We start from the raw sequence: 22,721 nt of genomic DNA on the forward strand, positions 1-22,721 counted from the left end.
GGCATGACGGACCGCGCCCACGGATGCGCGGACACGGTTGATGCCTGGCCGAAGGTCTCGCCCGTCCACGTCGTCCGTGGACCCGGTCACCGGGAACCCGGGGGTTCCAGTGTGTCGACGACCGGTTCGCAGGGCTACTCCCCTTCGCTGCCGTCCAGTGTAACGGACCAGGGCGCGGGAGTGGGTAGACACTGTCTACTCGGACTTGGTAGACAGTGTCTATGCGGAGAGATCACGAGAGTCGCGAGAGTCACGAGGGACAGGATCAGGAGCTATACGAACAGGGGGACGACGGATCGCGTGACGACTGCGAGGGCGAGGGCGACGGGCGGCTCGGCGGGCCGCGCGACGACCACGGCGACGACGGGCTGCGCGGGCGGCTCGTCCGGGTCGGCGTCGGGCTCGTGAACGCCGAGGGCGCCCAGGCCCTCTCGCTGCGCGAGATCGCCCGCCGCGCCGGCGTCTCCCACGGCGCTCCCCGCCGTCACTTCCCCACCCACCTCGACCTCCTGTCGGCCATCGCCCGGCAGGGCTTCGCCGAACTGGCCGCCCGCGTCGCCGCCGAGGACCGGGAGGAGGCGGGGCCGCGCGAGCGGATCGCGCTCCTCGCCCGCGTCTACCTCGACTACGCCGGGTCGCGGCGCGGCATGTACGAGCTGATGTTCCGGCACGACCTCTTGGAGAGCGGGCGGCTCGGGCTTCGCGAGACGAGCCTGCCGCTCTTCGCTCGGCTCACCGAGCTGGTCGCCCGCGTCCGCCCCGGCGCCGACCCCGTCGTCGTCGCGGGCGCCCTCTGGGCCAACCTGCACGGCATCGCCCAGCTCTGGCACTGGGGCAGCCTCCGGCTCGCGACCGGCGGTGCCGATCCCGCCCCGCTGCTCGCGGCCGCCCTCGACGCCCACCTCGGGCCCGCGGAGCCGGCCCCGTGAACCGGCGCCGCGTCCCCGTCCTCGCCTGCAGCGTCGTCGGAGCCGCCGTCGTCGCCCTCGACGGCACGGTCCTGACCGTCGCCCAACCCGCCCTCCAACGCGACCTGCACGCCGACGTCGGCCAGGTCCAGTGGACCAGCACCGGCTACCTCGTGGCCGTCGCGAGCCTCCTGGTCTTCGCGGGCCGCCTCGGCGACCGCCACGGCCACCTCCGGGTCTTCGCCGTCGGCGCCCTCGGGTTCGCCGCCGCCTCCGCGGGCATCGCCCTGGCCCCCGGCATCGGGGCCGTGATCGCGCTGCGCGTGCTCCAGGGGGTGTGCGGGGCGCTCCTCCAGCCCGCCACCCTCGGCATGTTGCGCACGGCCTTCCCGCCCGACCGGCTCGCGACCCCGATCGCCGTCCGCACCGCCGTCATCGGCCTCGCGGCCGCCGCCGGACCGCTCGTGGGCGGCGCGCTGGTCTCCGCGTACGGCTGGCGCTCGGTCTTCCTCCTGAGCGTCCCCCCGACCCTCGCCATCGGCCTCCTGGCCCTGACGACCCGGGAGTCGCGCCCATGGGAAACGGGGGCCTCTGACCGACCCGTACCCAGCCGCCCCGTCCCCGGCCGATCCGCTGCTGGCCGGACTATTCCTGACCGCCCCGTCCCCGGCCGATCCGCTGCTGGCCGGACCACTCCTGACCGGGCCGTCCCTGGCCGAACGGCCCCAGGCCCGGACGTCTCCGACCAGACCGTCCCTGGCCGAACGGCCTCCGGCCGGACCGTCCCCGACCGCCCCGTCCCCGGCCGCACCGACCCTCCGCCCCGCACCACCCCCGCCCTCACCGCGCTCGACCCCCTCGGTGCCCTCCTGCTCGCCATAACCCTGGGCCTGCTGGTCCACGGGCTCGTCGAGGCCGCCCGCCCCGGCGGTGCCCGGACCGGGGCGTTCGCGTGCGTCGGGGTCGTCGTCGCCGGGATCGTCCTCGCCTGGCACGAACGCCGCGCCGCACGCCCCCTGCTGCCTCCCGAACTGCTCCGGAGCGGGCCCGTCGTCGCCGGGATCGCCGTGCTCCTCGCCGCCTCGGCCGCCCTCTTCGGCTCGCTGTTCGTGGCGACGTACTTCCTCCAGGACGTCCAGCGGCTCGACCCCCTCGCCTGCGCGCTGCGCTTCCTGCCGCTAGCCCTCCTCATGGTCCTCGGCGCACCGCTCTGCCCGCCCCTCCAGCGCCGTTTCGGGCCCCGTTGCACGGCGACGGCCGGTGCCGTCCTGCTCGCGCTCGGCGTCCTGCTGTTCTCCCGCCTGGACACCACGGCCGGCGCCCTCCCCGTCGGCGTCTGCTCCGGCCTCCTCGGCGCAGGCTTCGTCACGCTCATGGTCACCGCGACCTCCGTCGTCGTGCACCGCGCGCCCGAGGCCCACGCCGGAGTCGCCGGGGGACTCCAGCAGACCGCGATGAACGTCGGCCCGGTGCTCGGCGTCGCCACCGCGACCCTCCTGCTCGCCCTCGTACCGGACGGAGGGTTCGTACCGGCCCGGGGCGCCGCGCTCCCGGCCCTGGCGGCGATCGCCGCCCTCGCGCTGCCCGCCGCCCTCGCCCTGCCCGGCGGCGCCCGCCGGAGGACACGCCCGGAGCCGGCCCCACCCCGGCCCGGCCGAGAGCCCTGCGTACGATCATGAAATGCCCGCAGCCGGTCCCCGCAGCAGCCCAGGCACGGCGACGCGCACCCAGCTCAACATCGGTCGCGCCCTGCCCTTCCTGGTCCTGTTCCTGACGGCCCTCGCCGACCTGCTCACCTCCGACCAGGAACGCTTCGACCGCCTCCTCGTCGCCGCACCCGCGCTCGCCGCCGTCACCTGGAGCGTGCGCGGGACCCTCGGCATCGGACTGCTCACCATGGCGGTCCGCGTGCTGCTCAGCTTCGACCGGGGCGGGGACCCCCTGCCCGAACTCCTCACCAGCGAGACCGTCATCGCCTGCGTGACCGCCGCCGCGGCCTGGATCAGCCGGGTCCGCACCCGCTACGAGCGCGACCTGCGCGAACTCACCGCCGTCGCCGAGGTCGTCCAGCGGGTCGTGCTGCGCCCCCTGCCCCGGCGCCTCGGCCGGTTCGAACTCCACCTGCTGTACGTCGCGGCCGCCGCCAAGGCCAGGATCGGCGGCGACTTCTACGAGGCCGTCAAGGTCCCCGGGGCCGTGCGCGTCATGCTCGGCGACGTCCAGGGCAAGGGCCTCGGTGCCGTCGAGACCGCCTCCGTCCTGCTCGGCGCGTTCCGCGCGGCCGTCCACGACGCCGAGGACCTGGCCGTCCTCGCGGACCGGCTCGACGAGGGCCTCGCCCGGTACGGCGCCTGGGACCCGGACTCCGACGCCGCCGAACGCTTCGCCACCGTCGTCCTCGTGGAACTCCCCGACGACCGCGACGTCGCACGCCTCCTCAGCTGTGGCCACCCCGCCCCGCTCCTCCAGCACGGGCCCGGGGTCGCGCCGGTGCGCTTCGCCGACCCCTCGCTCCCCGTCAACCTCGCGGGCCTCGCCGACAACCGCCACCGGATCGAGGAGGTCCCCTTCGGCCCGGGGGACCGGCTGCTCCTCTACACCGACGGCGTCAGCGAGACCCGCGACCGGACGGGCACCTTCTACCCGCTGGAGGCGCGGCTGCGCGGGTGGGGCCGGGAACCCTCCGACGGCCTCCTGGAACTCCTCCACCGCGACCTCACGGCCTACGGCGGCAAAGGACCCGACGACGACGTGGCCGCCCTCCTGGTGGTCCGCCCGCCCGACGCCCCCTGACCGCCGGGATCACACCACGGGGGCGAGTCCCAGGTGCTCCCGGAGCGTCGTCCCCGTGTACGCCGTCCGGTACACGCCCCGCTCCTGGAGCTCCGGCACGAGCAGCTCCACGATGTCGTCGAGGCCGTCCGGCACCAGATACGGCGAGACGTTGAAACCGTCCAGGGCCCCGTGCCGGACGAACCGCGCGAACTTCTCGGCGAGCCCGGCGGGCGTCCCCACGTGCCCGCGCTGCGGACCCAGCTCGATCACCGTCTCGCGCAGCGACCAGCCGTTGGCCTCGGCCTTCGCCCGCCACTCGGCCACCACCGCCCGCGGGTCGTCCACCCAGCGCGTCCCGAACTTCCCCTTGTCCTCGGCGACCACCGGATCCTCGGCGGGCAGCGGACCGTCGGCGTCACGGCCGGACAGGTCGAACCCCCACAGCCGGCTCGCGATGCCGAGCGCCACCGCGGGAGTGACCTGTTCCAGGCGCACCCAGCGGGACTTCTCCTCCGCCTCCTTCTCGGTCGCCCCGATCACGATCTCCGTGCCCGGCAGGATCCGCAGCGCGTCCTCGGCCCGGCCCACCGCCCGCAACCGGCCCCGGATGTCCTCGGCGAAGGCGAGCGCGTCGTCGAAGTCCGTACCGTGCGCGGAGAAGATGACGTCCACGTTGCGGGCCGCGAAGTCCCGGCCGGTCCCCGAGTCGCCCGCCTGGAAGATCACCGGATGCCCCTGGGCGCTGCGCGGCAGGGTCGGCACCAGGTCGACGTCGAACTGGGAGCCCTCCACCCGTACGCGCCCCACCGTCCCCGGCACCGACCAGGAACGGGCCTCGGCGGAATCCGCCACCGCGCCCTCCGCCCAGCCGTTCCACACGGCCCGCGCGACGGACAGGAACTCCTCGGCGCGCCGGTAACGGTCGGCGTGGTCGAGGAACCCGCCGCGCCGGAAGTTCTCGCCGGTCCAGGCGTTGTGCGTGGTCACCACGTTCCAGCCGGCCCGGCCGCCGGAGAGCAGGTCGAGGCCGGCGAGCCGCCGGGCGAGGTCGCCCGGCTCGTTGTAGGTGGTGTTGGAGGTGGAGACGAGCCCGATCCGCTCGGTCGCGGCGGCGAGCGCCGACAGCTGGGTGATCGAGTCGGGCCGGCCCGCCACGTCCAGCTCGTGGACGCCTCCCGCCGACTCGCGCAGCCGCAGGCCGTCGCCGAGGAAGAAGGCGTCGAAGAGCCCGCGTTCGGCGGTCCTGGCCACCCGCAGGAAGGTGGCCGGGTCGATCTGGGAGCCGCTGGACGGGTCCGACCAGATCGTCCAGTGGTTGACCCCCTGGAAGAACACCCCGAAGTGCAGCTGCGCGTCCGGGCGCGGGACGTCGTGCGGATCGGTGCGGGTCATCGGGTCTCCTCCGGAACGGGCGTGGCGGCGGCGCCGGCGGTCGTGAAGCGGCTGAGGGGCCGGGGGAGGCCCAGGGAGGTGCGGAGGGTGGTGCCCGGCAGCGGCCGGGCCGCGAGCCGCCGCACGAACAGCTCGGGCAGGACGAGCCGGGAGAGCACGGAGAGGTCCTCGTCGAGGACGAGCGGCCGCAGCCGCACCCCGTCGACGTGCCCGCCGAGCTCCGTGAGCAGCTCCACCAGACCGGCGGCCGGGCCGGTGTACCGCAGCCGGTCGGGGCGCTCCTCCCACGGCGCGTACCGCTCCAGGTCGGCGATCCGCTCCCGGGCCGTCTCGCGCGGGGTGTCGAGGGCCACCTCGACCTCGGCGAAGGCGAGCGGCGCACCGGCGGCCGCGCCCGCCGCGCCGACCTCGGCCGGAGTCGGCCCGCCGACGAGCGCCACGTCGGTCAGCTCCGCCGGGACGAGACCGGCGGGGGCCAGGACCACGGGCCGGCCCTGCGGCGGACGCGGCACGATCGACGGCCCCTTCACCGTGTACGTCTCGCCCTCGAAGTCCACGTAGTGCAGCCGCGACCGGTCCAGGTAGCGGCTGGTGGCCACCGACCGGATCACCGCGTCGTCCTCCCACGAGTCCCACAGGTCCCGTACGACCCGGACCCCGTCGCGGGCCTCGCGGGCGATCGCGTCGGCGCCCTCGACGACCGCCCGGCCCCAGGCGCGCGCGGCGGCCGGGTCCTCCTCGGTCCCCACCACCCAGCCGGCCCGGCCGGTCGAGACGTGGTCGAGCGAGGCGATCTGCGAGGAGACGTGGAACGGCTCGGCGTACGTGGTCGCGAGGACGGGGGCGACGCCGAGGACACTCGTCGACGCGGCCACGAACGCGGCCCGTTCCACCGCGCCGATCCGGCCCACCGGGCCGGTGCCGTCGGCGGAACCGGGCGGCAGGATCGAGTCCTCCAGGGTGACCAGGGTGAACCCGGCGTTCTCGGCGGCGGCTGCGGTCCGGGCGAGCCGGCGCGGGCTCAGCAGCTCTCCGGGAGCGTGCGCGGCACGGCGCCACGCGGCGGGATGGGCACCGTCGCCGTCGATCTCGACGGCCAGGTGCAGGGCGGGGCGGGGCATGGGAGTCCTTCCGAACGGCGGGGGCGCACGGCGGCACGGCAGCGGTGCGGGGCACGGCTGCGCGGGACCGGGCGACGGGACGTCACGAGGCGCGCGGACCCGGGCGGCACGGGGAGCGCCGCGAAGCCCCGCGCCGGACGGGCACGGGACGCGCGGACCCGTGGGGCGGGGTCAGGCGCGAAGGGAAGGACAGATGGCCGAGGCGGTGCGGCAGAAGTCGACGTGCCGACGGCAGACGAGCCGGGCACCCGCCCGGACCGGGGCGTACGGCGCGGTGGTCACTGCGAGCACGTGCGCCTCCCCCGGGTCCCGGACCCGCCCGGACGCGGGCGGGGTCTCCTCACCATAGGCAGGCGGCCTTCCACGCTGTCAAGGTCGTCTTGCCGCCCGGATTCCCCATGGATTCCCCGCGGATTCCCCTGGTCGGCCGGTACGTCAGGACGGGTGCGGGGGAGCCGAGTTGAGCGTGCCCGTGGGCGCCGGGCACCGGAATCCGTGGGCAGCGGGCGCCGGAACCTGTGGGCGCCAGACGTCGGAACCTGTGGGCGCCGGACGTCGGAACCCATGAGCGGCGGTACGGATGCTCCTTGGGCGGACCGGGGCAAGGAGCCGTCTCAGACCCGAGGTTGATCGAAAGTGAGCCCACGGACGGACGCGCGGGACCGTCCGGGGCGCCTACCGTGCCCGCATGACTCGACTCACCAGAGCCGTCGCGGCCACCGTTCTCGCCTGTTCCCTCGCCTTAACGGCAGGAGTCGCCACCGCGGCCGCCCCCGACACCCCCGTCCCCGGCGCGAGCACGGCGGTCGCACAGCCGGCGCGGCCCGCCGTCCTCCCCGCGCCCACCGGACCGCATTCCGTCGGCAGCACGGTCCTGCCGCTGGTCGACCGGTCCCGCACCGACCCCTGGGTGCCCACCGCCGACGGGCGGGCGCTCATGGTCACGCTCCACTATCCGGCCGCGCGCTCCGGCGGCGGCAGCCCCGCCCCGTACGCCACCCGGGAGGAGGCGCGGCTGCTCGCCGAGCAGCTCGGGCCCGGGGTCTCCGGCGACGTGCTCGCCCGGACGCGCACCCACAGCAGGGCCGACGTCCGGCCCGCGCCGGGTCACCGCCCCCTGGTGCTGCTTTCGCCGGGCTTCAGCGTCTCCCGCTGGACGCTCACCGCCCTCGCCGAGGACCTCGCCTCGCGCGGCTACGTCGTCGCCTCCGTCGACCACGCCTACGAGTCGTTCGGGATCAGCCTCCCCGGCGGCCGCACCCTCACCTGTGTCGCCTGCAAGGCCCTGGACGAGGACGGGGTGCACGGGAGCGTTGTCACCTCGACCCGGGCCGCCGACATGCGGTACGTCCTGGACCGGCTCGTCGGCCCCCGGTCCGTCTGGCGGTACGCCGACGTGATCGACGCGCGCCGGATCGGCATGGCGGGCCACTCCATCGGAGGGGCGAGCGCGGCCACCGCGATGGCGGCCGACCGGCGCATCGACGCCGGGATCAACATGGACGGCGCCTTCTGGGAGGAGCTTCCGGCGGAGGGCCTGCGGGGCCGTCCGTTCATGATGCTCGGCACCCACGACGAGATGCACCTGCCAGGCGGGATCGACACCAGCTGGGACCGGACGTGGACCGCGCTCGACGGCTGGAAGCGCTGGATCACACTGGCCGGATCCGACCACTTCTCCTTCTCGGACGGCCCCGTGATCTCACGTCACTTCGGCCTGCCCGAGCCGCAGCTGCCCGCCGACCGCGCCGTCGCCCTCACCCGGACGTACGTCTCCGCCTTCTTCGACCGGCACCTGCGCGGACTTCCGCGACCGGTCCTGAACGGCCCGACCACGGCCAACCCGGAGGCCCACTTCCAGAACCCCTGACCGGGGCCGGAACCCTCAGATGCGGTAACCCTCAGGAGCGGTACGGGACGTTCGCCGACGCCCAGTCGGCCAGGACCCGCGCGCACCCGGCGACCGATTCCCGCCAGGTGCGCGCGGCACCCTCGCCGGCCTCGTCGCTGACGTGCTTCACGACGCGCAGCGGCACCCCGGCGACCGCGGCGACGTGCGCGAGGGCGTACCCCTCCATGTCGACGAGAGCCGCCTGCTCCGCGAGCCGGGCGCGGGCGACCTCGTCCGAGATGAAGGTGTCACCGGTGGCCAGGACCACGTCACCGCCGTCCGGCAGGGTCAGCGGAGCCCCGTAGGACTCGCCCGTCAGCATGGCGAGCAGCCGCCCGTCGAAGTCGTGCTGCACCACGGTGCCGACGACGTGCGTCCCCGTCAGACCGGGCCGCAGCGCCCCGGCCGTTCCCAGGTTCACGATCCCGGAGGGCCGGGGCCCCCGGCCGAGCACGGTCGCCAGCGCGGTCGCGGCGTTCACCTTGCCCATGCCGGTGAGCAGCACCGGCAGCCCCGTGTCGAGGAACTGCGCCTCTTCCTTGACGGCGAGCACCAGCAGGGGGCGGTCGCCCGTGATCTCTCCCAAGAGTTCCATGGGTGCCACGCTAGTTCGACGACCCGTCCGCCGTACAACCGGGAGGGCCCGAAACCACCCCCGCCCCCCAGCGAAGCGGGCCCGTGCGGCGGACGCCCCCACCGTGACACAGAGTCACTTCCGCCCCACGCGCCGCCGTGCCGTACGGCCACGAGAGCCCTCCCGATGCCCTGTTTTGCGCGTCGGCCGGATTCTTTCCGCAGGACGCTTGTGCGCGGCTCCGGCGCCCGGCACGCTCCTCGTATGAACACGGCCAGACATGCCAGTGAACGTCTGATGAGCTGGCCCTCGCTGACCCCTGGCCGTGCCCACTGCGGCGCCGAGGTCGGACTGGGCACCGCGACGCAGGAGATCGTGCACTTCCACGGTGAACACGAGGCCGACGTCCACCTCACCCGCGCCATGATCGCCAAGCTGCGACCGGCCCTCCTCGGGTCGAGCGCCGTCCGCCTGCGTGCCGGATCCGGATGGGTGACGGTCCGTCTGGACATGGGTTCCGACATCGACCTGCTGGCCACCCTGGTGAGCGCCGCCCTTCAGGCGAGCGGCTTCCCCGACACCGTTCCGGACGGCTGCACCCGCACCCGCTCGGTCCCCGGCATACGCTGAACCCCGGCCCGCCGAACCACCCCGCGCCCGTGTGACGCGGAAGGCTACGCCGGAACCGGGAACACCATGCACGTGCTGGTCGCGTGGCCGAGCAGCCGGTCCTCCGCGTCGTACAGTCCCGCCTCCGCGAGTGCCGTGCGGCGCCCCCGGGTCAGCACCGTGCCGACCGCCCTCACCTTGCCGGTGGCGATCGTGATCGGGCGGAGGAAACGGGTCGACAGGTCGAGCGAGGTGTACGCCGTCCCCACGGGGAGCGTGGAGTGCACCGCGCACCCGGCCGCCGAGTCCAGCAGCGTCGCGTACACGCCGCCGTGCACGCTCCCGATCGGGTTGTAGTGCTCCTCGGCCGGCTCGAAGGAGAACACCACCCGCCCGTCCTCGACCTCTTCGAGGTCGAATCCGAGGAGCGCGGCGATCGGCGGTCCGGGCAGCCTTCCCGCGGCGATCTCCCGCAGGAAGTCCAGCCCCGCCATCGTCCCCGCGGCCCGCGCGGAGGCCGCGGGGTCCTCCCACTCGACCGTGCGCGTGCGTCCCATGACCACTCTCCACCCGACTTCGACCAGCCGACTCTTCGCTGGCTCTTTATGGCGAAGCTAGCCGTGATGAAAGCTGACTGTCAACGACACAGCCAGGTGGCTAGAGTGTGACGATGAAGTGGCTGGAGACGGACACGGAGAACTGCTCGGTCCGGCGCACCCTGGACCTGGTCGGCGAGAAGTGGACCCTGCTGATCCTGCGGGACGCGTTCAACGGCGTACGCCGGTACGACGAGTTCCGCCGGCACCTCGGGCTCTCCGAGGCCGTCCTCGCCGACCGCCTCCGCAAACTCGTCGCGGCGGAGATCCTGCGCGCCGAGCCCTACCGCGAACCCGGCACCCGAACGCGGTACGAATACCGGCTCACCCCCAAGGGCATCGACCTCTGGCCCGTGCTCCTCGCGCTCAAGCAGTGGGGCGACACCCACACGGAGGCCCCCGACGGCCCCGTCCTCGACATCCGCCACACCGACTGCGGAGCCCCCGTCCGCGTGGTCGTCCAGTGCGAGGGAGAGGAACGGGCCACCCTCTCCGCCCGCGACGTCACCGCCCGCCCCGGCCCCGGCGTCCGCCCCCTCCACACCTGAGCCCCGCATTCGACGCCTGCCCCTCCATCCTGGACCCCGTCCCCGGTGGCCCTGGCGCCTGCCCCTTCCGCGTTTGGTCCTGGCGCTCAACGCCTGCCCCTCCACTTCCTGGACCCTGTCCCCGGCACCGTTCCTTCCGCTCCTGAGACCCGTTCCCGCCCCCGCCTCCCAAGGGCCCGAATCTCCAGGGCCCGACGCCCGGCCCCACTCCTCCGGACACCCGCCCCACCCGTTCGGCGGCACCCCCGCGATGTCGCGCCGCCGGGACGGGTACCTCACGAGTCATGCCCTCCACACCCGGTCCGCCGCACGACGGTGCCCCCACCGAACACGGCCACTGGTTCCGGCGGCTCCACGACCGCGTCGCCGCCTCTCCCGTCGGTCTCGCGTGGAACCGCGGCCGTTCCATGGAACTCATGCACCGCGCCATGGGCTTCGCGGCACTCAGCCTCCTCACCCTCGTCCCCCTCCTCATCGTCGTCGCGGCGGCCGACCTCGCCAGAGGGCAGGGCTTCGCCCGCTGGCTCGTCCAGGGCCTCGGCGTCACCGAGGTCTCCCAGGAGGAGGTCGAACGGCTCTTCGGCCAGCCGGGGCAGGCCCTGCAACGCACCACCGCCTTCGGTCTCGCCGCCCTCGCCGCCTTCGGTGTCACCTTCGGATCCGCCGTGCAGACCGGATACGAGCGGGTCTGGGACCTCCCCACGGCCCGCTGGCACACCATGTGGCGGCACGTCGTCTGGCTCGCCGTCCTCGTCGCCGCCCTCCTCGTCTTCGTCGCCTTCCCCGCCCCCGAGAACGCGTCGGCCCTCACCACCGCCGCCGTCGCCCTCGGCGACCTCATCGGCACCTTCCTCTTCTTCTGGTGGTCCCAGCGCTTCCTGCTCTGCGGACGCATCCGCTGGCGCGCCCTCCTCCCCGGAGGCGTCCTCACCGCCCTCGGCCTCCTCGGGCTGCGGATCTTCTCCCAGCTCGTCTTCTCGCCCCTCATCGCCTCGAACGCCGTGACGTACGGCCAGTTCGGAACCGTCCTCGTCCTCCAGTCCTGGCTCGTCGGCGTCGGCTTCGTCGTCTACGGAGGTGCCCTCGTCGGCCGGCTCGTCCACGAGCACCTCGTCCGCCGCCGTCTGCGTCGCTTCCTGCCGAACGGCCGATGACCCCCGTGCCCGCCCCGGTCCGCCGGAGCGGGCATGGCCCTCACAGGTCTCTCCGCCGCACCGCCATCACCGAGACCGCCACCGCCCCCAGCGCCCACGACGCGTACACCAGCCAGGCGCCCCCCGTCGTCCATGGGTACGGCTCCCCGTGGGTTCCCACGGCCACCAGCCGCTGCCACGCGTGGAGCGGCGTCGCATGGGCGAACACCGCCGAGAGACGGCGCTCGTCGCTGAGGACCGACGGCACCAGCAGGAGCAGCACCACCGAGCCGACGACCGAGACCGCGCTCTGCCGCAACACCGTGCCGAGCGCCGCCCCGGCCAGCGCGCAGACCGGCGCGAACAGCGTGGACGCCACGACGATCCGCAGCGCCCCGGGGTGCGTGAGGGGCAGTCCGACACCTCGCTCCGCGAGCACCGTCTGCGTCGACCAGAACGAAAGCCCTGCGGCGACCGCCCCGAACACGGTCTGAACACCGGCTATGACCAGCAGTTTCGCCGCCATCAGCGCCCCACGCGCGGGCACCGCCGCGAACGCCGTGCGGACGAACCCCGTGCCGTACTCGCCGGTCACCGCCACCACCCCCGTCGCGGAGGCACAGAGGACCAGGACCATGGACGCGTTCCCCGTGAACGCGTCCCACAACGCCAACTCGTTCGCCACGAAATCGGCCCGGCTCGCCGCGTCGTACTGGAACCAGTAGCGGTAGTGGTCCCAGGCGGCCCCGAGATTGAAGCCGACCACGACCAGTGCGCTCAGCAGCAGCGACCAGGCCGTCGATCGCAGTGACCACAGCTTCAGCCACTCCGACCCCACCAGGTCGAGGAAGCGCGCACGGGGCTCCGCCACGGAGCGTACGCCGCCCATGGCGTCCGCGAAAACGTCGTAGGAGGTCATCGGGTTTCTCCCGCCGTGTACTCGACGCTGTCCGCGGTCAGTTCCATGAAGGCTTCCTCCAGAGAGGCGGTACGGGGAACCAGACAGTCGAGCGGGATCCCGTGCTCCAGGGCCATCGCGCCGATCCGGGCGGCCGGCAGCCCCGTCACGGTCAGCAGACCCGACTCCTCCCGGACCCCCGCCCCCTCCGCGAGCAGCAGGGTCCTGAGGGCCGCCCGGTCGGGCGTGCCGACGGTCACGCTCTCCCCGGTACCGCGCGCCGCGAAGTCCCTCAGGCTCTCCGCCGCGATCAGCCTCCCCTTCCCGACGACCACCAGCTCGTCGGCGGTGTGCTCCATCTCGCTCATCAGATGACTGGAGACGAAGACGGTACGGCCCTCGGCGGCCAGCCGCCGGAACAGCCCCCGCACCCACTTCACCCCCGCCGGATCGAGACCGTTGAGCGGCTCGTCGAAGAGCAGCACGGGCGGATCGCCGAGGAGCGCGCCCGCTATTCCGAGCCGCTGCCTCATGCCCAGCGAATAGCCGCCCACCCGCCGTCTCGCCACCGCCGCGAGCCCGACCTCCTCCAGAACCTCGTCGACCCTCGCGAACGGGACGCGGTTGCCGCGTGCGAGCACCCTCAGGTGCGCCCGGCCGGTCCTGCCGCCGTGCACGTCCGTCGCGTCCAGCAGTGCGCCGACGTGCCGCAGGCCGCGCGGCCGGTCCCGGAACGGCCGGCCGTCGACCGTGACGGCCCCGCTCGTCGCTGCGTGCAGGCCCAGGACCATCCGCAGCGTGGTGCTCTTGCCCGCCCCGTTCGGCCCGAGGAAGCCGGTGACCCGGCCCGGCCGCACGGTGAACGTCAGCCCGTCGACAGCGGTCGTGGTGCCGTAGCGTTTGGTGAGTTCCATGACTTCGATCATGTGCACCACCGTGCCGCCCCGACCCCCCGGCGGACATCGGACCAGGGCCGACAATCGGCGCCCCCGCATGTCACCCCCGGTCTTACAACCACGGGTTGATGACCCGTCGGCCCCCTCCGCCCTACGATCATTCGCATGTCAGCCGCACAGGCAGCGCCATTCCTCAGGAAGATCACCCCCGGCGGGGGGACCGCCCTCGCCTGGCTCGCGGGCCTCCTCTTCACCGCCCTGCTCCGGGTCCGGCTCCCCGGGCAGGCGGAGGCGGAGGTCCTCGCCGGTGTGGTGATCCTCCGCTGGGACGGCCTCACCATGCTGGCCCTCGCCACCCTGCTCGCCCTGCGCGGCAGCGTCCTCCTGACCCGCCGTCCGGGCGCCGCCCTGTGTCATCTGCTCGGCGCGGCCGTCATCGGCTCCCTGCCCCTCGGCGTCACCGCCATCCCTCTCGCCCAGTACCTCGCGGTGGACATCGCCCTCTACACGATCGCCATGACCCGACCGCACCACGAGTCCGACCGGGCGGTGTTCCTCGGCCTCGGCACCATCGCCGGCTATCTCGCCGTCCGCCTCGCGTGCGGCTGGAGCGTCGGCACCACCACCGCCCTCACCGTGGGCCTCACCGCCGCGGTCGCCTGGCTCCTCGGCCGTGCGCAGCGACAGACCCGCGAGCACGCCGAGCAGACCCGGCTCAGGATCGCCGAACAGGCCGTCACCGCCGAACGGCTGCGGATCGCCCGTGAGATGCACGACACCGTCGCCCACAGCATCGGCATCGTCGCCCTCCAGGCCGGCGCCGCACGCCGGGTCATCGACAACCGCCCCGACCAGGCCCGCGAAGCCCTCGCCGCCATCGAGACCGCCAGCCGGGAAACCCTGGCCGGGCTGCGCCGTATGCTCGGCGCCCTGCGTACCGCCGACGAGGACGGGCACGGCAGCGGGGACGGCGGCGGGGGCGGGGACGGGGACGGCGGCGGGGCCACGAAACAGGGTCCCCGAGGCGCCGGAGGTTCCGCCGGTCCCGGAACCGACTCCGCACCTTCAGGAACACCCGCGCTTTCCGGGACGCCCTCACCCTCCGAGACCCCGCCACACTCCCAAAAGTCCCCACACCCCGAAACGCCCCCGCCCACCGAAACGCTCCCACCCCCCGACACCCCCGCCTTCCCGAAGGCACCCGGGCTTCCCGAGATGCCGGGGCTTGCCGCTCTCGATCGGCTCGCCGAGACGACCGCAGCCGCCGGGGTCCAGGTCGCCGTTCGCTGGATCGGGGCTCCCCGGCCGCTGCCCCCGGACATCGACCTGTCCGCCTTCCGGCTCGTGCAAGAGTCCGTCACCAACGTCGTGCGACACTCCGGCGCCGACCGCTGCACGGTCACCGTCGACCACCGCGACCCCGAGGCCCTCGCCCTCACTGTCGAGGACCTCGGGCCCGCCCCCGGACGGGAGCGCGAACGATCCGGTGGGGGCTCCGGCTACGGCCTCCCCGGCATGAGGGAGCGCGTCGGCCTGCTGCACGGGGACTTCACCGCCGGCCCCCGCCCGGACGGCGGTTTTCGCGTCACCGCCCGCCTCCCCCTTCCCCTTCCTCTTCCTCTTCCCACTGGAGTCACCTCCGCATGAGCAGCAGCACCGCCGAGGCCCCCGCGCGGCCCGTCCGCGTCGTCCTCGCCGACGACCAGCCCCTCGTGCGGACCGCCCTGAGCATGGTCATCGCCGAGACCGCCGACCTCGTGGTGAGCGGCGAGGCCGCCGACGGAGCCGAAGCCGTCCGGCTCGTCGAGGAGACCGGCGCCCATGTCGTCGTCATGGACCTGCGGATGCCCGGCACCGACGGCATCGAGGCCACCCGGCTCATCACCGAAGGCCCCACCGGCGCCCGGGTCGTCGTCCTCACCACCTTCGATGACGACGACCACGTCTTCGGGGCGCTGCACGCGGGCGCGTCCGGGTTCCTCGTCAAGGACATGGCCCTGGACGACATCCTCGCCGCCGTCCGCGTCGTCGCCTCCGGCGACGCCCTCATCGCCCCCACCGTCACCCGGCGCCTCATCAAGGAGTTCACCGACCGCCGCCGGCCCGCGCCCGCCGCCCCGCGCCGCCGTGCCGAAGGGATCACCGACCGGGAACGCGAGGTCCTCACCCTCGTCGGTCGCGGTCTCTCCAACACCGAGATCGCCGGCGAACTGCACATCAGCGTCGCCACCGCGAAGACCTACGTTACCCGGCTGCTCGCCAAACTGGACGCCCGCGACCGAGTGCACCTGGTCATCATCGCGTACGAGACGGGCCTGGTCTCCGCCTCCTGATCCGCCCCGGGGCGACGGGGGAAGGGTTCGATCACACGATCCGGTGATCCACCGGTGAGCGGCCCGGCCGGGCTCCCCGGACCGCTTGGATGGAGGCGATCCCATCGGCCCGTCGAGAGAGAGCCGCCCCATGGCGAACACCTGGCTGCCGCCCGTCGAGTACGTAGCGACCCTGCCGAGAGCGACGGCCTACGCCTGCCTCTACTTCACCGACACCAGGGGCCGCCCCTTCCAGCTGCGCGCCACCTACCACTCCGGGATGTGGCAGTGGCCCGGCGGCAACATGGACCCGGGGGAGACGCCCTGGGAGACGGCGGTGCGCGAGTGCCGCGAGGAGACCGGGATCGCCTTCACCGGGGAGCCCCGGCTGCTCGGCACCCACTTCACGACCGACCGGGGCGACGACTGGCCCGCCAACCACATCGGCTTCGTCTTCGACGGCGGCGAGCTGACGGACGACCAGATCGCCGCCGTCGTCCTCGACCCGGCGGAGCACAGCGAGTACGGCCTGCGCACGCTGGACGAGTGGGAGCGGGAGATGGACCCGGCCGAGTTCGTCCGCCTCGTGGCGATCGACCGCGCCCGCAGGACCGGAATCCCCGTGTACCTGGAGGCCGGTCCCGGGGAGCGCTGACCACACGTCGGCGAGACCGCCGGTCAGCGAGATCGGCACGTCTCAGGATCGGCAGCCCACCGGATGGGGGATGTCGACCACGAGACGCTCCGGGGAGTGCAGACGGAAGGTCTTGGGGGCGGGTTTGGCGTCGAAGGCGGCCCCGACGGTGACCATGCCCTCGAAGTCGCCGGTCAGCGCGACCCCCTTGAGCGCGGGCAGGGAGACCTTGGCCAGCCGGGGCCCCCGGTACACGGACCTTCCGGTGTCGTCGTGGGCGGCGGCGGGGGAGAGCCTGATCTCCAGGAAGTACTTCCCCGCCAGCGGGACCTTCCGGCCCGAGCCGTCCTGGTACAGCGCGGAGACCTGGCGCACGGTGACCGACGGCACGGCGCCCCGCACGTCGATCACGAGCCGGTCGAAGGTCGCGTGGCCGCCCCAGCGGGCGTTGACGACCAGGGCTGTGGCCGGGGCCGGCCCGCTCCGGGACGGAGCGCCGGTCGCACCCGCCGGGATCGTGGCGCCGATCCCGGCGGTCAGCAGGACTCCCGCGGTGACAGCGGTGACAACGGCGAACGCACGACGGTGATGCATGACGTCCCCCATTCCTGGTGCTCGGGGACAGTGGTGTCACTGGTGAAGACACCCACCACGAACGTACGGTTCCGCCCGATATAAGGTAAAAGTGCGCTATGTGCTGGAGTGCTGCGGCCGACCTCTGGGCGGGCCTCGGGATCGGCGCCGTGGGCGTGGCCTCCCTCGCCTCCGTACGCCGTCCCGGGGACGCGCCGCTCGCCGCCCTGCCCCTGCTCCTGGGTGCCCACCAGGTCGTGGAGGCCGCCGTCTGGCACGCCGGCGGCGGAGCCGGACCCGCCACCCTCGCCTGGGCCGTCATCGCCCTGCCCCTGCTGCCCCTCTGGATCCCCGTCGGCGTCCTGACCGCCGCCCGCCCCGCCGACCGGCCGCGCCTGCTCGTGCCCCTCGCCATCGGGCTCGCGACCGCCTGTCTCCTCGCGTACCGGCTCGCCACCCGCCCCGTCACCGCCGAGATCCGCGGCCGCACCCTCGGCTACGTCGTCGACCTGCCGTACGCGCCGCTGCTCCTCGCCGCGTACCTCCTCGCCACCGTCGGCGCCCTGCTGCTCGCCCGCGACCGGCTCCTGCGGCTCCTCGGGCTCCTGACCGGAGCCGGGGCCGCCGTCTGCGCCCTCCTGTGGACCACCGAGTTCGTCTCCACCTGGTGCGCCCTCGCCGCCGTCGCCTCGGTGCTGCTGCTCGTCTGGGTGCGCGGCCGGACCGTGCCCGATCCGCGTCCGATCGGGGAAAGCCCGTAACCCCTCGGCCGTTCAGTAGTTGACCAGGGCATGAAGAAGCGCAGCATCCTCGCCATCGCCTCCCTCGCCGCAGGTGTCGTCACCGCCCTCGTCACGCCTCCGCCGCAGGCGAACGCCGCGGTCGGGAACAACCCCGTCGGCAGCCCCCTCGGCCTCCTCCAGGAGGACCAGGGCGTCGAGACCGTCCTCCACGACACCGTCCAGGGCACCGGGGGCGCCCTCCAGGCCCCGGAGACCGGCGGACTGCTCTGACACCCCTTCTCCACCCCGTGTCCGACGACGCGAACGGTGCCCCGCCGCCCCACGGGAGGCGGGGCACCGGCGCGCCGTGACACGGCCGGAGGCGGCCCGTGCGCACCCGGTGCGCGAGTAATGACAGGATGTCCCCATGAGCGACAACGTTTATTTCGACATCTCCATCAACGACGAGCCCGCGGGCCGCATCGTCTTCAAGCTGTTCGACGACGTCGTGCCGAAGACCGCGCAGAACTTCCGTGAGCTCGCCACCGGCGAGCACGGCTTCGGCTACGCCGGATCCCCGTTCCACCGCGTCATCCCGCAGTTCATGCTCCAGGGCGGCGACTTCACCAACGGCAACGGCACCGGCGGCAAGAGCATCTACGGCGAGAAGTTCGCGGACGAGAACTTCCAGCTGAAGCACGACCGCCCGTTCCTGCTCTCGATGGCGAACGCCGGCCGGAACACCAACGGCTCGCAGTTCTTCATCACCACGATCATCACCGACTGGCTCGACGGCAAGCACGTCGTCTTCGGCGAGGTCGTCGAGGGCCAGGACCTGGTCAAGAAGATCGAGTCCCTCGGCTCCCCCTCCGGCTCCACCAAGGCCACCATCAAGGTCGCCGAGTCCGGTGTCGTGAAGGCCTGATCGCCTTCCGGAGCCGATGAGCGGCGGGCCTTACGCCCCCGCTCGCCTGCCACCGGCCGGGGGGGGGGCCCCCGGGGCCCGGCCCCCGCCCCCCCCCCCCCCCCCCCCCCCGCCCCCCCCCCCCCCCCCCCCCCCCGGGCCCGCCCCCCGGCCCCCCCCCCCCCCCCCCCCCCCCCCCCGCCGCGCTTCCCGGGCCACCGCCGCCCCGCTCTCGCGCGGACGCGGGCCGTCCCCGGAACCTGCGGTGAACAGGCGGCCGGGGGCTCAGTCCTCGGAGGAGCCCTGCTCCCCGAAGCGGCGCTCGAACCTGGCGATCCGGCCCTCGGTGTCCACGGTCCGCGCCTTGCCCGTGTAGAACGGGTGGCTCTCGGAGGAGATCTCGACGTCGACGACGGGATACGTGTTGCCGTCGTCCCACTCGATGGTCCGGTCGCTGGTCGCGGTGGAGCGGGTCAGAAACGCGTACCCGGCCGAGCGGTCGCGGAAGACCACGGGGCCGTACTCGGGCTGCTTGTCCTGCTGCACGTGTCCTCCTCGGGGCTGCCGCCCTGACTGGTCCGGCCTGATCGGCGCGGCACCCCCAGCCTCCCCGGGGCCGGGGCCGCCGACCAGCGCCACGGGCCCGACCGGGTGACGGCCCACGCGTACGCGCACTCCTCCCGCGGTCCTCCGCCCGGCGCGGGACGCCCGTACGGCTCAGCCGCCCTCCGGCCACCGCGCCGCGAGCAGCAGGGCGATGTCGTCCGGCCGGGCCGTGGCCTGCCGGGCCTCCCGGGTCAGCCGGTCGGCCGTCTCCGACAGCGGCAGGGAGGCCGTCGCGGCCAGCGCCCGGCGCAACCGCTCGATCCCCTCGTCGATGTCCCTCCCCGGCCGCTCCACGAGCCCGTCCGTGAACAGCGCGAGCACCGACCCCGGGGCCAGCCGCAGCCGGGACACCGGGTACGAGGCCCGGTCGTCGATCCCCAGGACCATCCCGCCCGCCAGGTCCACCTGCTCCGCCGTCCCGTCCGGCCGCAGCAGCAACGGCTGCGGATGCCCCGCCCGCACCGCCCGCGCCTCGCCCGTCTCCGGATCGAGCAGGACGTAGCAGCAGCTCGCGAACTGCCCCGGGTCCAGGTCGATCAGCAGCCGGTTGGTGCCCCGCATGACGTCCTGCGGCCGGTGGCCCCCGAGCGCGAACGCCCGTACCGCGCTGCGCAGCTGACCCATCGTGGCCGCGGCCGCCACCCCGTGGCCCTGCACGTCGCCGATGACCAGGGCGAGCCGCCCCTGACCCGTCTCGATCACGTCGTACCAGTCCCCGCCCACGTCCATGCCCTGCGTGCCCGGCAGATAGCGGCCCACCGTGTCCACCCCGACCCGGACCGGCAGCCGGTGCGGCAGCAGCGCGTCCTGGAGCCCCCGCGCGACCGTCGACTCCGTGTCGTACCGCTGCGCCCGCTCCAGGGCCTGCGCGATCAGCCCCGCGAGCGCCGTGAGCACGGTCCGCTCCTCCGGGCTGAACCCGCGCGGCTGGTCGAAGCCGAGGATGCAGGAGCCCACCGGCCGGCCCGAGGCGATCAGCGGCAGGAACGCCCGCGCCCCCGAATCCGCGTCCAGCGGAAGACCCGGATACGTCCGGCCCAGCTGCTCCATCGACTCGAAGAACAGGGGCCTGCCCGTCGTCAGCGTCACCACCCCCGGCACCCGCGCGTCCAGGCCCACCCCGTCGAAGGGTTCGAGGAAGCCCTTCGGGAAGCCCGTCTCCCACGCCAGGTAGAGACGCCGGTCGCTCAGCAGGTAGATCGCCAACTGCCGCCCGCCGAACGCCGGCAGCAGCTCCTCCGTCACCACCGCCGACACCTGGCGCGCCGTCACCGCCTCGGTGAGCGCGATCGCGAGCGCCACCGGCCGGTACAGGTCCGCCGCCCGGTCCCCGGGCGAGGCCAGCTCGTCCGCGAGGCGCCGGCCCGTCCCGGCCTTCTGCGCGAGGCCCGCGGGACCCTCCTCCGGGAGGAGCACCAGCGTCAGCCCGTCCCGCCCCGGATGCAGCGAGACCGACAGCCAACGGCCCCCCTCCGGACGGGCCAGGAAGCGCACCGGCTCCCCGGAGAGCAGGGCGGCGCGCAGCTGCTCCTTGTGGAAGGGGTACCCGAACCAGGGCAGCGCCTCCCACAGCGGCCGCCCGGCCAGGTCCCTGCGCGGCCGGCCGAGGAGCTGTTCCGTGCGCTCGTTGACGTACGTGACGCGCCCGAGCCGGTCGACGGCCAGGAGCGCCCGTGGCAGCCGGTCGGTGGCGTCCGAGCCGATCAGGCCGGTGCCGAGGTCGACGAGGGTGCCCACGAGCCGGGAGCCCTTCTCGGAGCCGGTACGCCGTGCCCGCGCGGACACCTCCAGGAGGTGCAGTCCGCCGTCCGGGCCCTTCAGCCGGAGCCTGCGCACCAGGGGGCGCCCGCCCGCGCCCGTCGCGTGCCGGGCCGCCGCCCACAGCGCGTACCCGTCCTCCGGCTCCAGGAGGGACGTGAGGACCTCGATCGTGCAGGGCGAGGGAACCCCCGCCCCGAGGATCTTCAGGAGCCCCTCGTCCATCGTCACGATGCCCGAGACCAGGTCCCAGTCGAAGGAGCCGAACCGCACCGGCGGCCCCGAGCCGGTCGGCAGCTGCACGCACACCGGATCGCCGGCCCACTCGACCGTCGTCCCCTGCCGGGACAGCTCGGTGAGGGTCTCGCCGAGCCGGAGCGCGCCCCGCGTCATCCGGCTCCGGTCCCGCGCGTCCACCGGCACGCCCGGGGTGGGCGCGCGCAGCGCCACGAGCACGCCGAAGCGCTCGCGGCCCGCGATCACCGGCGCGTACAGGGAGGCGAAGGGAAACGGCAGGCTCGCCACCAGCTGGGGGAAGCGCCGCATCGCGTCCTCGGCGTCGGCGAGGTGGACGGCCTGGCCCGAGCGGTGGACCTCGGCCACCGGGAAGGGCCGGTTGGTGTGCATCCGCCACCACGGACGGAACAGCGGCCCCGGCAGCCCCACGAGGACCGCGAGCCGCAGCAGGCCGGGCGTCTCGGAGCGCAGGTACACCCCGCCCGCGTATCCGCCGACCTCCTCCACGGCGCCGAGCGCCGCCTCCGCGAGCGCCCACGTCAGGGCGACGGAAGCGGGCTCGTCGCCGGGTCCGCTCCCGGACGGACGCCCGGTGCCGCCCGCCGGGCCGGGGCCGGAAGCGCCGTGCGAGGTCACACAGCAAGGATGCCCCCGGAGCCGAAGCCCCCGCATCCCGGAAGGGCCCTTCCCGCACGACGTCGTTGACCTCGCGCGTCCGGACCGTCACACTCGGTGGTCGACCGCCGCCGTCCACGCGCGGCGGCGCCACCGCGCGACCAGGGGGCACGATGACGGGCCGGGTTCTTCCGTACGACGTCCACGGCGAAGGGCCGGAAAGGGCCCTCGTGCTCCACAACTGGTTCGGCGACCGCACCAGCTTCGCCCCGCTGCGCGCGCATCTGGACGGCGCCGTCGGCACCTACGCCTTCGTCGACTGCCGCGGCTACGGCGAGGCCCTCGACCACGAGGGCGCCTACACGATGGAGGAGGTCGCGGCCGACGCCCTGGCGGTCGCCGACGACCTCGGCTGGGACTCCTTCTCCGTCATCGGCCACTCGATGGGCGGCAAGGCGGCCCAGCTGATGCTCCTCGAAGCGCCCGGCCGCGTCCGCTCGCTCATCGGCGTCTCGCCGGTCTCCGCCGCCGGGTTCCCCCTCGACGGGGAGTCCTGGGAGCTCTTCGCCGGAGCCGCCGGGGAACCGGCCAACCGGCGCGCGATCATCGACCACACCACCGGCGGCCGGTACGACGACGCCTGGCTGGGCACGCTCGTCGACCGCTCCCTCAGCCGCTCCTCCGCCACGGCCTTCCGCGCCTACCTGGACTCCTGGTCCCGCGCCGACTTCCACGAGCGGGTCCGCGACAACCCCACGCCCGTCCTCCTCGTCGTCGGCGCGCACGACCCGGCGCTCGGCACCGAGGCGATGGAGGGAACCTGGTTGCGCTGGTACCCGAACGCGCGCCTCGAAGTCATCGAGGACGCCGGGCACTACGTCCCCGAGGAGACCCCGGAAGCCCTGGCCGAGGCCATCGAGGCCTTCCTCGCGGCCTGAGCCGCCTCAGCCGTCCGAACTGCTTCAGCCGTCCGAGTCATCCGGGCCCGCCCCTCGCCGTCCCGCCCCTGTCGGCCGGGC

23 protein-coding genes are annotated in these 22,721 nt (G+C 74.1%); 14 read left to right on the plus strand and 9 right to left on the minus strand.

Translation table 11 applies throughout. From position 1 onward, the window contains the following. Positions 1 to 221 precede the first annotated feature (221 nt). The 3 genes from ACIQD7_RS25490 to ACIQD7_RS25500 are packed head-to-tail and all read left to right on the plus strand — an operon-like array spanning position 222 to position 3,701. Complete coding sequence (locus ACIQD7_RS25490; RefSeq protein WP_402444516.1) at positions 222 to 929, plus strand: TetR/AcrR family transcriptional regulator; 708 nt, start codon at positions 222 to 224, stop codon at positions 927 to 929. Further along, positions 926 to 2,587 (plus strand): MFS transporter, encoded by a 1,662-nt coding sequence (locus tag ACIQD7_RS25495; RefSeq protein WP_402444517.1) that lies wholly within the window; start codon positions 926 to 928, stop codon positions 2,585 to 2,587. The genes ACIQD7_RS25490 and ACIQD7_RS25495 overlap by 4 nt, the downstream gene beginning before the upstream one ends. Position 2,588: 1 nt before the next feature. Then, entirely contained in the window at positions 2,589 to 3,701 is a 1,113-nt protein-coding gene (locus ACIQD7_RS25500) for a PP2C family protein-serine/threonine phosphatase (RefSeq protein WP_402444519.1), read from the plus strand. Positions 3,702 to 3,710: 9 nt separating this feature from the next. On the opposite strand, the gene ACIQD7_RS25505 is transcribed toward ACIQD7_RS25500, so the two are convergent. Beyond that, positions 3,711 to 5,075: an NtaA/DmoA family FMN-dependent monooxygenase gene (locus ACIQD7_RS25505; RefSeq protein ID WP_402444520.1), complete on the minus strand. Its 1,365-nt coding sequence runs from the start codon at positions 5,073 to 5,075 to the stop codon at positions 3,711 to 3,713. Next, a complete protein-coding gene (locus tag ACIQD7_RS25510; RefSeq protein ID WP_402444522.1) occupies positions 5,072 to 6,196 on the minus strand; it encodes an LLM class flavin-dependent oxidoreductase in 1,125 nt (374 codons plus the stop codon). The genes ACIQD7_RS25505 and ACIQD7_RS25510 overlap by 4 nt, the downstream gene beginning before the upstream one ends. A gap of 688 nt (positions 6,197 to 6,884) precedes the next feature. Here ACIQD7_RS25510 and ACIQD7_RS25515 point away from each other — a divergent pair. Beyond that, positions 6,885 to 8,066 (plus strand): alpha/beta hydrolase family protein, encoded by a 1,182-nt coding sequence (locus ACIQD7_RS25515; RefSeq protein WP_402444524.1) that lies wholly within the window; start codon positions 6,885 to 6,887, stop codon positions 8,064 to 8,066. Positions 8,067 to 8,097: 31 nt separating this feature from the next. Here the strand turns inward: ACIQD7_RS25515 and ACIQD7_RS25520 are convergent, their stop codons facing one another. Further along, on the minus strand, positions 8,098 to 8,682 hold the full coding sequence (locus ACIQD7_RS25520; protein WP_402444526.1) for a nucleosidase: 585 nt from the start codon (positions 8,680 to 8,682) through the stop codon (positions 8,098 to 8,100). Between the two features lie 276 nt (positions 8,683 to 8,958). Between ACIQD7_RS25520 and ACIQD7_RS25525 the strand changes: the two genes are divergently transcribed. After that, complete coding sequence (locus ACIQD7_RS25525; RefSeq protein WP_402444529.1) at positions 8,959 to 9,291, plus strand: luciferase family protein; 333 nt, start codon at positions 8,959 to 8,961, stop codon at positions 9,289 to 9,291. 44 nt (positions 9,292 to 9,335) lie between these two features. Here the strand turns inward: ACIQD7_RS25525 and ACIQD7_RS25530 are convergent, their stop codons facing one another. Beyond that, positions 9,336 to 9,827: a PaaI family thioesterase gene (locus tag ACIQD7_RS25530; protein ID WP_121828532.1), complete on the minus strand. Its 492-nt coding sequence runs from the start codon at positions 9,825 to 9,827 to the stop codon at positions 9,336 to 9,338. 113 nt (positions 9,828 to 9,940) lie between these two features. Here ACIQD7_RS25530 and ACIQD7_RS25535 point away from each other — a divergent pair, with 113 nt between their 5' ends. Both ACIQD7_RS25535 and ACIQD7_RS25540 read left to right on the plus strand, forming a co-directional pair. Then, complete coding sequence (locus tag ACIQD7_RS25535; protein WP_402444531.1) at positions 9,941 to 10,414, plus strand: winged helix-turn-helix transcriptional regulator; 474 nt, start codon at positions 9,941 to 9,943, stop codon at positions 10,412 to 10,414. A 284-nt stretch (positions 10,415 to 10,698) separates the two neighbouring features. Then, on the plus strand, positions 10,699 to 11,568 hold the full coding sequence (locus ACIQD7_RS25540; RefSeq protein ID WP_402444533.1) for a YhjD/YihY/BrkB family envelope integrity protein: 870 nt from the start codon (positions 10,699 to 10,701) through the stop codon (positions 11,566 to 11,568). A gap of 40 nt (positions 11,569 to 11,608) precedes the next feature. Here ACIQD7_RS25540 and ACIQD7_RS25545 read toward each other — a convergent pair whose 3' ends face one another. After that, complete coding sequence (locus ACIQD7_RS25545) at positions 11,609 to 12,466, minus strand: ABC transporter permease (RefSeq protein WP_402444535.1); 858 nt, start codon at positions 12,464 to 12,466, stop codon at positions 11,609 to 11,611. Then, the gene (locus tag ACIQD7_RS25550) at positions 12,463 to 13,371 is read right to left on the minus strand and encodes an ABC transporter ATP-binding protein (RefSeq protein WP_402444536.1); all 909 of its coding nucleotides are present in this window, start codon (positions 13,369 to 13,371) and stop codon (positions 12,463 to 12,465) included. Before ACIQD7_RS25550 ends, ACIQD7_RS25545 begins: the two co-directional genes overlap by 4 nt. A 135-nt stretch (positions 13,372 to 13,506) precedes the next feature. Between ACIQD7_RS25550 and ACIQD7_RS25555 the strand changes: the two genes are divergently transcribed. The 3 genes from ACIQD7_RS25555 to ACIQD7_RS25565 all read left to right on the plus strand — a co-directional run bounded on the left by ACIQD7_RS25555 (position 13,507) and on the right by ACIQD7_RS25565 (position 16,308). Next, positions 13,507 to 14,988, plus strand: a complete 1,482-nt coding sequence (locus tag ACIQD7_RS25555; RefSeq protein WP_402444538.1) for a sensor histidine kinase — start codon at positions 13,507 to 13,509, stop codon at positions 14,986 to 14,988. Next, positions 14,985 to 15,674 carry a response regulator transcription factor gene (locus tag ACIQD7_RS25560; protein WP_121828537.1) on the plus strand — a complete coding sequence of 230 codons (690 nt, stop codon included), beginning with the start codon at positions 14,985 to 14,987 and terminating at the stop codon, positions 15,672 to 15,674. Before ACIQD7_RS25555 ends, ACIQD7_RS25560 begins: the two co-directional genes overlap by 4 nt. A gap of 130 nt (positions 15,675 to 15,804) precedes the next feature. After that, positions 15,805 to 16,308 carry an NUDIX domain-containing protein gene (locus ACIQD7_RS25565; protein WP_121828538.1) on the plus strand — a complete coding sequence of 168 codons (504 nt, stop codon included), beginning with the start codon at positions 15,805 to 15,807 and terminating at the stop codon, positions 16,306 to 16,308. A gap of 42 nt (positions 16,309 to 16,350) precedes the next feature. Here the strand turns inward: ACIQD7_RS25565 and ACIQD7_RS25570 are convergent, their stop codons facing one another. Then, complete coding sequence (locus ACIQD7_RS25570) at positions 16,351 to 16,881, minus strand: hypothetical protein (RefSeq protein ID WP_402444540.1); 531 nt, start codon at positions 16,879 to 16,881, stop codon at positions 16,351 to 16,353. A gap of 98 nt (positions 16,882 to 16,979) precedes the next feature. Here ACIQD7_RS25570 and ACIQD7_RS25575 point away from each other — a divergent pair, with 98 nt between their 5' ends. From ACIQD7_RS25575 to ACIQD7_RS25585, 3 genes are all read left to right on the plus strand, one after another. After that, positions 16,980 to 17,621, plus strand: coding sequence for a DUF6629 family protein (locus ACIQD7_RS25575; protein ID WP_402444542.1), 642 nt, complete (start codon positions 16,980 to 16,982; stop codon positions 17,619 to 17,621). Positions 17,622 to 17,651: 30 nt separating this feature from the next. Beyond that, positions 17,652 to 17,873 carry a hypothetical protein gene (locus tag ACIQD7_RS25580; RefSeq protein ID WP_202526950.1) on the plus strand — a complete coding sequence of 74 codons (222 nt, stop codon included), beginning with the start codon at positions 17,652 to 17,654 and terminating at the stop codon, positions 17,871 to 17,873. A 136-nt stretch (positions 17,874 to 18,009) separates the two neighbouring features. Next, a complete protein-coding gene (locus ACIQD7_RS25585; protein WP_121828542.1) occupies positions 18,010 to 18,507 on the plus strand; it encodes a peptidylprolyl isomerase in 498 nt (165 codons plus the stop codon). 264 nt (positions 18,508 to 18,771) lie between these two features. Here the strand turns inward: ACIQD7_RS25585 and ACIQD7_RS25590 are convergent, their stop codons facing one another. Together ACIQD7_RS25590 and ACIQD7_RS25595 are read right to left on the minus strand one after the other, a co-directional pair. Next, the gene (locus tag ACIQD7_RS25590) at positions 18,772 to 19,032 is read right to left on the minus strand and encodes a type B 50S ribosomal protein L31 (protein ID WP_121828543.1); all 261 of its coding nucleotides are present in this window, start codon (positions 19,030 to 19,032) and stop codon (positions 18,772 to 18,774) included. Between the two features lie 171 nt (positions 19,033 to 19,203). After that, on the minus strand, positions 19,204 to 21,723 hold the full coding sequence (locus ACIQD7_RS25595) for a SpoIIE family protein phosphatase (RefSeq protein WP_402444545.1): 2,520 nt from the start codon (positions 21,721 to 21,723) through the stop codon (positions 19,204 to 19,206). Positions 21,724 to 21,875: 152 nt separating this feature from the next. On the opposite strand from ACIQD7_RS25595, the gene ACIQD7_RS25600 reads away from it, so the two are divergent. After that, a complete protein-coding gene (locus ACIQD7_RS25600) occupies positions 21,876 to 22,640 on the plus strand; it encodes an alpha/beta fold hydrolase (RefSeq protein WP_402444546.1) in 765 nt (254 codons plus the stop codon). Positions 22,641 to 22,721: the final 81 nt, after the last annotated feature.

This window comes from Streptomyces sp. NPDC093071, from assembly GCF_044754545.1.
Lineage (GTDB): Bacteria > Actinomycetota > Actinomycetes > Streptomycetales > Streptomycetaceae > Streptomyces.

Excerpts from the sequence above, each read along its gene's own strand:
- ACIQD7_RS25490 (WP_402444516.1), top strand. The coding sequence starts at position 222 with ATGCGGAGAGATCACGAGAGTCGCGAGAGTCACGAGGGACAGGATCAG.
- ACIQD7_RS25500 (WP_402444519.1), top strand. The coding sequence starts at position 2,589 with ATGCCCGCAGCCGGTCCCCGCAGCAGCCCAGGCACGGCGACGCGCACC.
- ACIQD7_RS25505 (WP_402444520.1), bottom strand. The coding sequence starts at position 5,075 with ATGACCCGCACCGATCCGCACGACGTCCCGCGCCCGGACGCGCAGCTG.
- ACIQD7_RS25510 (WP_402444522.1), bottom strand. The coding sequence starts at position 6,196 with ATGCCCCGCCCCGCCCTGCACCTGGCCGTCGAGATCGACGGCGACGGT.
- ACIQD7_RS25515 (WP_402444524.1), top strand. The coding sequence starts at position 6,885 with ATGACTCGACTCACCAGAGCCGTCGCGGCCACCGTTCTCGCCTGTTCC.
- ACIQD7_RS25520 (WP_402444526.1), bottom strand. The coding sequence starts at position 8,682 with ATGGAACTCTTGGGAGAGATCACGGGCGACCGCCCCCTGCTGGTGCTC.
- ACIQD7_RS25525 (WP_402444529.1), top strand. The coding sequence starts at position 8,959 with ATGAGCTGGCCCTCGCTGACCCCTGGCCGTGCCCACTGCGGCGCCGAG.
- ACIQD7_RS25530 (WP_121828532.1), bottom strand. The coding sequence starts at position 9,827 with ATGGGACGCACGCGCACGGTCGAGTGGGAGGACCCCGCGGCCTCCGCG.
- ACIQD7_RS25535 (WP_402444531.1), top strand. The coding sequence starts at position 9,941 with ATGAAGTGGCTGGAGACGGACACGGAGAACTGCTCGGTCCGGCGCACC.
- ACIQD7_RS25540 (WP_402444533.1), top strand. The coding sequence starts at position 10,699 with ATGCCCTCCACACCCGGTCCGCCGCACGACGGTGCCCCCACCGAACAC.
- ACIQD7_RS25545 (WP_402444535.1), bottom strand. The coding sequence starts at position 12,466 with ATGACCTCCTACGACGTTTTCGCGGACGCCATGGGCGGCGTACGCTCC.
- ACIQD7_RS25550 (WP_402444536.1), bottom strand. The coding sequence starts at position 13,371 with ATGATCGAAGTCATGGAACTCACCAAACGCTACGGCACCACGACCGCT.
- ACIQD7_RS25555 (WP_402444538.1), top strand. The coding sequence starts at position 13,507 with ATGTCAGCCGCACAGGCAGCGCCATTCCTCAGGAAGATCACCCCCGGC.
- ACIQD7_RS25560 (WP_121828537.1), top strand. The coding sequence starts at position 14,985 with ATGAGCAGCAGCACCGCCGAGGCCCCCGCGCGGCCCGTCCGCGTCGTC.
- ACIQD7_RS25565 (WP_121828538.1), top strand. The coding sequence starts at position 15,805 with ATGGCGAACACCTGGCTGCCGCCCGTCGAGTACGTAGCGACCCTGCCG.
- ACIQD7_RS25570 (WP_402444540.1), bottom strand. The coding sequence starts at position 16,881 with ATGCATCACCGTCGTGCGTTCGCCGTTGTCACCGCTGTCACCGCGGGA.
- ACIQD7_RS25575 (WP_402444542.1), top strand. The coding sequence starts at position 16,980 with ATGTGCTGGAGTGCTGCGGCCGACCTCTGGGCGGGCCTCGGGATCGGC.
- ACIQD7_RS25580 (WP_202526950.1), top strand. The coding sequence starts at position 17,652 with ATGAAGAAGCGCAGCATCCTCGCCATCGCCTCCCTCGCCGCAGGTGTC.
- ACIQD7_RS25585 (WP_121828542.1), top strand. The coding sequence starts at position 18,010 with ATGAGCGACAACGTTTATTTCGACATCTCCATCAACGACGAGCCCGCG.
- ACIQD7_RS25600 (WP_402444546.1), top strand. The coding sequence starts at position 21,876 with ATGACGGGCCGGGTTCTTCCGTACGACGTCCACGGCGAAGGGCCGGAA.